General features: G+C 74.3%; 5 protein-coding genes. 2 read left to right on the forward strand and 3 right to left on the reverse strand.

Annotated features, from left to right (window positions below):
• Positions 1-76 precede the first annotated feature (76 nt).
• Together ACTUAL_RS29605 and ACTUAL_RS29610 are read right to left on the reverse strand one after the other, a co-directional pair.
• Entirely contained in the window at positions 77-670 is a 594-nt protein-coding gene (locus ACTUAL_RS29605) for a hypothetical protein (RefSeq protein WP_440902541.1), read from the reverse strand.
• 104 nt (positions 671-774) lie between these two features.
• The gene (locus ACTUAL_RS29610; RefSeq protein WP_440902542.1) at positions 775-4,212 is read right to left on the reverse strand and encodes a hypothetical protein; all 3,438 of its coding nucleotides are present in this window, start codon (positions 4,210-4,212) and stop codon (positions 775-777) included.
• A 194-nt stretch (positions 4,213-4,406) separates the two neighbouring features.
• Between ACTUAL_RS29610 and ACTUAL_RS29615 the strand changes: the two genes are divergently transcribed.
• Positions 4,407-4,982 (forward strand): hypothetical protein, encoded by a 576-nt coding sequence (locus ACTUAL_RS29615; protein WP_096492228.1) that lies wholly within the window; start codon positions 4,407-4,409, stop codon positions 4,980-4,982.
• Between the two features lie 65 nt (positions 4,983-5,047).
• On the opposite strand, the gene ACTUAL_RS29620 is transcribed toward ACTUAL_RS29615, so the two are convergent.
• Positions 5,048-5,602, reverse strand: a complete 555-nt coding sequence (locus ACTUAL_RS29620) for a GtrA family protein (RefSeq protein WP_440902544.1) — start codon at positions 5,600-5,602, stop codon at positions 5,048-5,050.
• An 861-nt stretch (positions 5,603-6,463) separates the two neighbouring features.
• On the opposite strand from ACTUAL_RS29620, the gene ACTUAL_RS29625 reads away from it, so the two are divergent.
• Positions 6,464-6,684: nuclease-related domain-containing protein (locus tag ACTUAL_RS29625; RefSeq protein WP_440902543.1), on the forward strand; the 221-nt coding region annotated here is incomplete at its 3' end.

Raw genomic sequence — 6,684 nt, forward strand, 5'->3', positions numbered from 1 at the left:
CTGGACGGCCGCCTACCAGGCGGTGTGAGGCCTTCCCCGGCGGCGGGGCCGGGGGTCCCCCGCCGCCCGAGCGGGGTCAGCCCCGCGGCTGGAACGGCGGCAGCGCGGCGAACCGGGGGTCGACCCGGCCGGTGAGCGCCACGTGCCGCGCCCACGCCCGCGCCCTGGTGAGCGGGTGGTCGGGGAACTGCGGGTCGTGCTCGGCCGCGTCGCCGAGGTGGTAGGGCAGCACACCCTTGAGCTCGGGCGCGTACGGGTGCGGGACGACCCAGTTCTCGTGGCCCAGGCGCGCCACGAGCACCGCCTCGCGCATCCCGGTCGTGCCCAGCTCCGGGGACTGGATCTTCAGCACGGCGCTGCACCCGGCCCTGGGCACGGTGTAGGAGGCCAGGAACACCTGCCCGGAGGGCCGGTTCGGGAAGGGCACCTTGAGCAGCTGGTAGAGGGCGGGCACGCCGTCGAGCCGCACGACCTCGGCCTCGATCAGGCAGCCCGCCTCGGCGGTGAACCCGGCGAGCCGGTGGCGCAGCAGGTCCACGTCCTCCAGCGCGGCGGGCAGGTCGGGCGGCAGGTCGAAGTAGTCGAGCGTGACGACGGCGCCGGTGGCGGGGTCGACCCACACCGCGGTGTCGCGCTGCTCCAGGCCGGTGGTGTCGAACGTGATCGGCATCTTGGCACCCTACGTGCCGCTGAACTGGGCGAAGGTGGCGAACGCGGGAACTCGCGCTGCGTGACGGGGCGGTCGCGGGCGGTGCGAGCCCCGCGCGCCCCGGCTCAGCGCGGCACGTCGACGATCGCCTTGACCGAGAAGCTCCCGTCCGGCCCGACCTCCATCACCGGCAGCCGCCGCCCCACCGCGTTCCCGGTCCCCGCGTCGATGGTGAACGCCCCGCCCGCGCCGAGCACCCGGTTGCGCTCGCGGTCGAACCGCTCCAGGTCGGCCCGCACGTCCTGCCGGGACGGCAGCTCCCCCGCCGCGGCGTTCATCCCCCGGCTCACCCGGCTGATCGACTCGCGCGCGGTCAGCACCGCGTCGTGCATCATCACGCCCCACCCGTCCGCCAGGTCGAGCGGGTCGAGTCCGAGCCGCTCGACCTGGGCGACCAGCGCGTCGAACTCGGCGATCCCGGCCTGCCGCGCCGCGTCCGGGTCGACGTGCGGGGTGTAGAGGATGCGCAGCGACGCGTCCCGCGCGCCGGGCCGCAGCTCGGGCCTGGTGCGCAGCAGCGCGGCGTCCGAGCCGGTGACGAGGGTGATCAGCCGGTCGCGCACGCAGTCCCGGCCGCGCAGGCTCTCGATCAGGTCGTCGAGCAGGACCGCGCGCCCGGCGTACAGGACGGTGTCGGGCGCGCCGTCGCCGCACAGGTCGCGCATGATCTCCCGGAACTGGACGTCCAGCGACCCCTCCACGTCGAACTGGCCCTGGACGGTGATGGCGGGCCTGCCGGTGGCGGCGGCGATCTGCTCGAACTCGCGGTGCAGGGTGGCGGTGTAGAGGTCGCTCTCGCTGTTGTCGTAGACCAGGACGGCCTCGCGGACGTCGGTCTGCGCGAGGTGCTGGGACAGCACGCCGATCTGGTCGCCGGTGGTGCTGTTGACCCGGACGAAGCCCTTGACGCGCTTGCCGTCCGCGTCGGTGGCGAAGCCGGTGGCGGTGACGACGGTCCCGATCATGGGCAGTCCGGCGGCGGCCAGCGCGAGCGCGGTGTCGTGGGCGGCGGTGGTGCTCAGGCCGACGCCGACCACGCCGACGATCCGCTCGGGCTCGATCAGGGCGGTGAGCTGCTCGACCACCGGGCGCCACTCCTGCTGGCGGCTGCCGGGGTTGGCGAGCAGCAGCCGCACCTTGGGCAGCCGGTCGCCCCCGTTGGCGGCGAGCTGGGCGACGTGCGCGCCCGCGAGCTGCGCGCGCACCCGCCGGTCGGTGACGCTGCCGCCCGCGTGGGGCGTCAGCGGGGTCAGCACCACGAGGGTGACGTGGGGCAGGTCGGCGACCCGCTCGTTCTCGGCCAGGATGGCGGCCGAGACGCCCTCGGCGGCCGGGTCGAACGCGTAGGAGCCGTCCGTGACGCCCACGCACTCGCCGCCGCGCTCGTGCACGCCCTCGGCGCAGCGGGTGAGCAGCTCCCACGAGTAGCCCACGACCGCCGTCGCGGCGACGGCCAGCACGGCGGCCAGCGCGAGCGCGCGGACCCTGGAGCGGGTGCGGGCCCCGGCGGGCAGCGGCGGGGTGAAGTCGACCGGTTCCTCGGCGGGTTCGCGCCAGCGCCCGGCCTCCCCCGGCCGCTCACCGCCGCGCGAGCGCAGCGCCGAGGCGGCCCTGCGCAGCGGTTCGGCGTTGCCGCGCTGCTCGCGGCGCAGCTCGTCCAGGTCGGCGGCGGCCCCGGTGAGCAGGTCGGCCCGGTCGCCTCGGGAGAGCGGGTCCTCGGCCAGCCAGAGGGCGACGACGAGCCGGGCGGTCGTGGCGCGGGCGCCGCCCCGGTGCGGCAGGCCCAGCTCGGCGAGCAGCCTGGCCGGGACGACGAGCGCGTCGGGCAGGTCGTTGGGGGCGGTCGTGGCGGCGCGCAGGGCGGCCAGCCAGCGCTCGGGGTCGTCGGCGAGCGCGGTGAGGCGGTCGACGACGGCGGGCACGTCGCGCAGCGCGAGGGCGTGGTGCAGCCGGTCGTCGGGATCGCCGTTGTCCCGCAACCAGGTGTGCGCGGCCCGCCAGCGCTCCGGGTCGGCGGCCAGGCGCAGCAGCAGGGCGTGGCGCAGGGCGGGCAGCAGCACCGGGCGGCCGTCCGGTCCGGGGGCGCGCAGCCGGTCGGGCACCGGGTCGCGGCCGGGCGGGGTGGGGGCGAGGCCGCTGTCGGCGAGCCGGACCGCCTGCTCGGCGTCGCGGGCGGCGGCGCACAGCTCCAGCAGCGGCAGGTCGTCCCGGTCGGTGGTGAACTCGCGCACCAGCCGCGGCGCGACGGTGGTCCTGGTGCGGTCGGGCTCGTCGGCGGCGGGGCGCCAGCGCCTGCCGAGCACGGCGGCGAGGGTCGTCGCGGCGGGGCCCGCGTCGGCGATCGCGGTGACCAGCAGGGCGGTGGCGGCCGGGTGGCCCGCGGTGAACCGGTGCACCGCCGAGGCGATGACGCGGCGCGAACCGGGCCAGGCGGGGGCCCGGTCGGCGATCAGCTCGGTGACCTCGTCGGCGGTGAGGTCGCGCAGCGCCACCGGGTGCGCGTCGGGCGCGCCGCGCGCGATCCACTCCTCGGGCCCGCCGTCCTCGGCGGCCACCGCGGCGTCCTCGCCCGCCACGTCCTCGACCAGCTCCGCGCCGCCGGTGGCCACCACGAGCAGCGGGTCGGCGTCGGAGCCGCGCGCGGCGACCAGCGCGCTGTAGAGGGCGCGGCCCGCCTCGCCGTCCAGGTCGTCCAGCAGCAGCGCGCAGTCCAGCGACCAGGAGCGGGCGTCGGTGCCCCGGCCGAAGGCGGCGCCGGAGCCGAACGCGGCCCGCAGGTCGGCCAGGAACGCCCGCCACATCCACTCGGCGGCCTCGCGCTTGTCCTCCGGGTCGGCGTCGGGGCGGGTGAGGCGGTGCACGCGGGCCAGCTCGGCGTAGGCGCGGTCGCCGGAGCCGAACCAGTCCACACCGGAGCCGAGCAGGGCGCGCCTGCCCAGCGGGCGGGACACCAGGCCGCGCAGCACGAGCGCGGGCGCGTAGCGGACCGCGCCCGCGACGCCGGGCAGGCCGCCGACCACCGGCAGCAGCTCGCTGACCTCGGCGGCCCGGTTGGCCAGGAAGTCCTTGAGCCGGTCGACGCTGCGGTACTGCTCCAGCACCTCGCGGACGCGGGCGCGCTGGTCGGCGGGGTTCTTGGCGTCGCCGCCCCGGAAGCTCGCCGCGACGACGGCCCGCGCGGTGAAGAACCGGGGGAACGGGATGGCCCGGTAGCCCGCGGCGGTGCGGTTGAGCTCGAACGCCAGGTAGGTGAGGACCTCCCAGGGGGCGTCGGGGTCGAGCTTGGCGCAGTCGACGCGGGCGTGCGGCACGAGGTCGGTCATCCGGTGGGCCAGCTCGTCCAGCAGCGCGGTCTTGCCGCAGCCCCTGGGCCCGGTGAGGATCAGGACGGGCGTGCGGCGGGACGTGGGCGCGCCGCGCGCCTCCGGTCTGGTCTGGAACTCTCGGACCAGCGCGAGCACGCGCTGCCTGCCCGGTAAGGGAACCCGGTCGTCACCCGTCATCAGCGCAGCCCCTCCCCGAGCGCACCCCGAGTGCACATGGTCGCCCCGGACCGGCCCCCTGTCACGCCTCCGAACGCCGTAGTCGGCGGGTGCCCGCCCCGCCGCTCCTCCGGGCTCGGACCGCACCCGGATGATCACCTGCGGTGCCCAACCCCTGAGATCGCCGCCGCCCGGCCCGGTGCGACACTGCGGAGGTGAGACTGCCCGAACCGGACGCGATCCACGCGTTCATCGCCGAAACCCCCTGGTCCACCCTGTTCCACGCGTACGGGAGCGCCTCCGACACGCCCGAGCACCTGCGTGCCCTGGTGGACGGCGGGGACATCCGCGCGGCGCTGGACCACCTGTCCTCGGCCGTCGTGCACCAGGGCACGGTCTGGTCCGCCACGCCGCCCGCGCTGGCCGTGGTCGGGGCCGTGCTGGCGCAGGGCGACCTGTCGCAGGCGACCGTGCGGCGGCTGCTCGCGGTGGTCGACGAGGCCACCTCGGCGCTGGAGCTGGACTGGACGGGCGAGGACTTCGCCGCCGTCGAGTCGCGCGCGGCCAGGACGTTCCGCAAGGACGTCGCCGCGGCGGACGACGAGGACGAGTTCCAGGAGCTGTGGGACGACAACCCCGAGGTGGTGGACGAGCTGATGCGCCGCGCCGCCGCGGACTGCCTGCGGCTGTTCCCCGCGCTGCGGGAGGTCGTGCAGCCGCTCGACCCGGAGCTCGCGGCGAAGCTGGAGCTGCCGGGGGACCTGGCCGACCGGGTGGTAGTGCCGAGCTGACCCTGAGCTGACCCCGTGGTGATCCGCGGCGCCGGGAACCCCCGGCGCCCGACCACGCGCTCCGCTCAGGCCGCCCGGTCGAGGTGCGACCGGGAGCGCGCGCGCCCGCGAACGCGCCTGCGCGCCGGGCGGTTGGCGCTCCCGTCCCGCTGCGGGAACACCCAGCGGCGGAACGCCCACCACCGGAACACCATCGCGACCAGCGTGCCGAGGACCATGCCGCTGAGGAAGTCCGCCGCCTCCTGCACGAGCAGGCCCACCTCGGGCACGCGCAACCCGAAGACGTAGCGGGACACCACGAGCGGCAACGAGTTGAGCCCGATGCCGACGGCGCTGATGAGGAAGAACAACGCCGCCTCGTGGTGCCGCTCCCGCCCGCCCCTGGTGTTGAAGGACCACTCGCGGTTGAGGACGTAGGAGACGATCGTCGCGACGATCGTGGCGATCACCAGCGCGGTCACCGGCTTGCCGGTGAGGACGGTGAACTTGAGGCCGTAGTTGACCCCCGTGGTGACCAGGAAGCAGGTGGCGCCGACGACGAGGAACTTCAGCAGCTCCCTGTGCCGGAAGACCAAGGTCCGAAGCGGGGCGGGCACCAGGGAGAGGACCTTGCTGAACATCGGCACGGAGCGAGCCTAGTCCAACGCGAAACACTCTCCGTTTCGGGAGATCACCGTGCGTTATGCCCTTTTTGCCTGGTGTGCACGCTTCCAGGCTGCCGCACCCTCAAGCCTTCGACGTGGAACCCCACCTCCCACACCTCTTCGACCGCTACGACGTCGGCAACCGGGCAGCCCTGGCGGCCCGCCGGCCCTCCGCCCCGGAAGCCGTCTACCGGCGCTTCGCGAGCACCACCCGCCACGACGCGCGCTCCCGCGCCGAAGCGGGCCCAAGAGGACCAAAGCCCTCTACCGCTCGACCGGCATCAGTTTTCCCTATGACCGGGACTGCGCTGTACGGATCAGTTCACTAGACCTTGCACCCTAGCCCACTTTGATCAGAAGCGATTCACTGAAAGTGACCGAACCGCCACATGGCGGATGCACACCGTGCACGCTTTCACGGACTTCGCATGCGCATCCAGCACACGAACACCCCACGAGCAGGATCTGCGCCGACGGGCACGCAGATCCACCTCACACAGCCCCTTGACCTGCACCGCAGTCGAATTCACCCGTTCAGGCGTGTAACAGTAGCCCCTTCACCAAACGTGAAAAATATTAGTTGACAATGCATGTCAGCGACTCGGCGACAACCCGCAAAAGTAGGGTCAAGCGGCGGCCGAATTATGCTCTGATCGGGTGCGAACACGCCGCGAACAAACAGACCAGCGCTCACGCCGCCGTGGTGTAACCACGAGCCATTCCTGAGCGATGGATCGTTCGCGTGAAACGACCACGGCTAGGGGGAAGTCCGCTGAAGCACACGAACGCGCGGGACGCACGGGGCGGCGGCCGCGGACCGGGGCGGCAGCCGTGGAGATGATCCCGGACACCGTCAACCCGGACGCCAGCGAGGCGGAGAAGAAGATCTTCGCGGAGCTGGCGGGACTGGAAGCGCCCGGCTGGCGCTACGCCCTGCACAGCATCAACCTCCCGGAGCACGAGCGGCAGCGCGTCTGCGAGATCGACTTCCTGCTGATCGGCGAGCGCGGCGTGCTGGTGCTGGAGGCCAAGGGCGGCGAGATCCTGCTCAGCGACAG

The organism is Actinosynnema sp., from assembly GCF_052038725.1.

Bases quoted from the DNA above. Each gene is read 5' to 3' on its own strand.
- ACTUAL_RS29605 (WP_440902541.1), bottom strand. From the start codon at position 670: ATGCCGATCACGTTCGACACCACCGGCCTGGAGCAGCGCGACACCGCG.
- ACTUAL_RS29610 (WP_440902542.1), bottom strand. From the start codon at position 4,212: ATGACGGGTGACGACCGGGTTCCCTTACCGGGCAGGCAGCGCGTGCTC.
- ACTUAL_RS29620 (WP_440902544.1), bottom strand. From the start codon at position 5,602: ATGTTCAGCAAGGTCCTCTCCCTGGTGCCCGCCCCGCTTCGGACCTTG.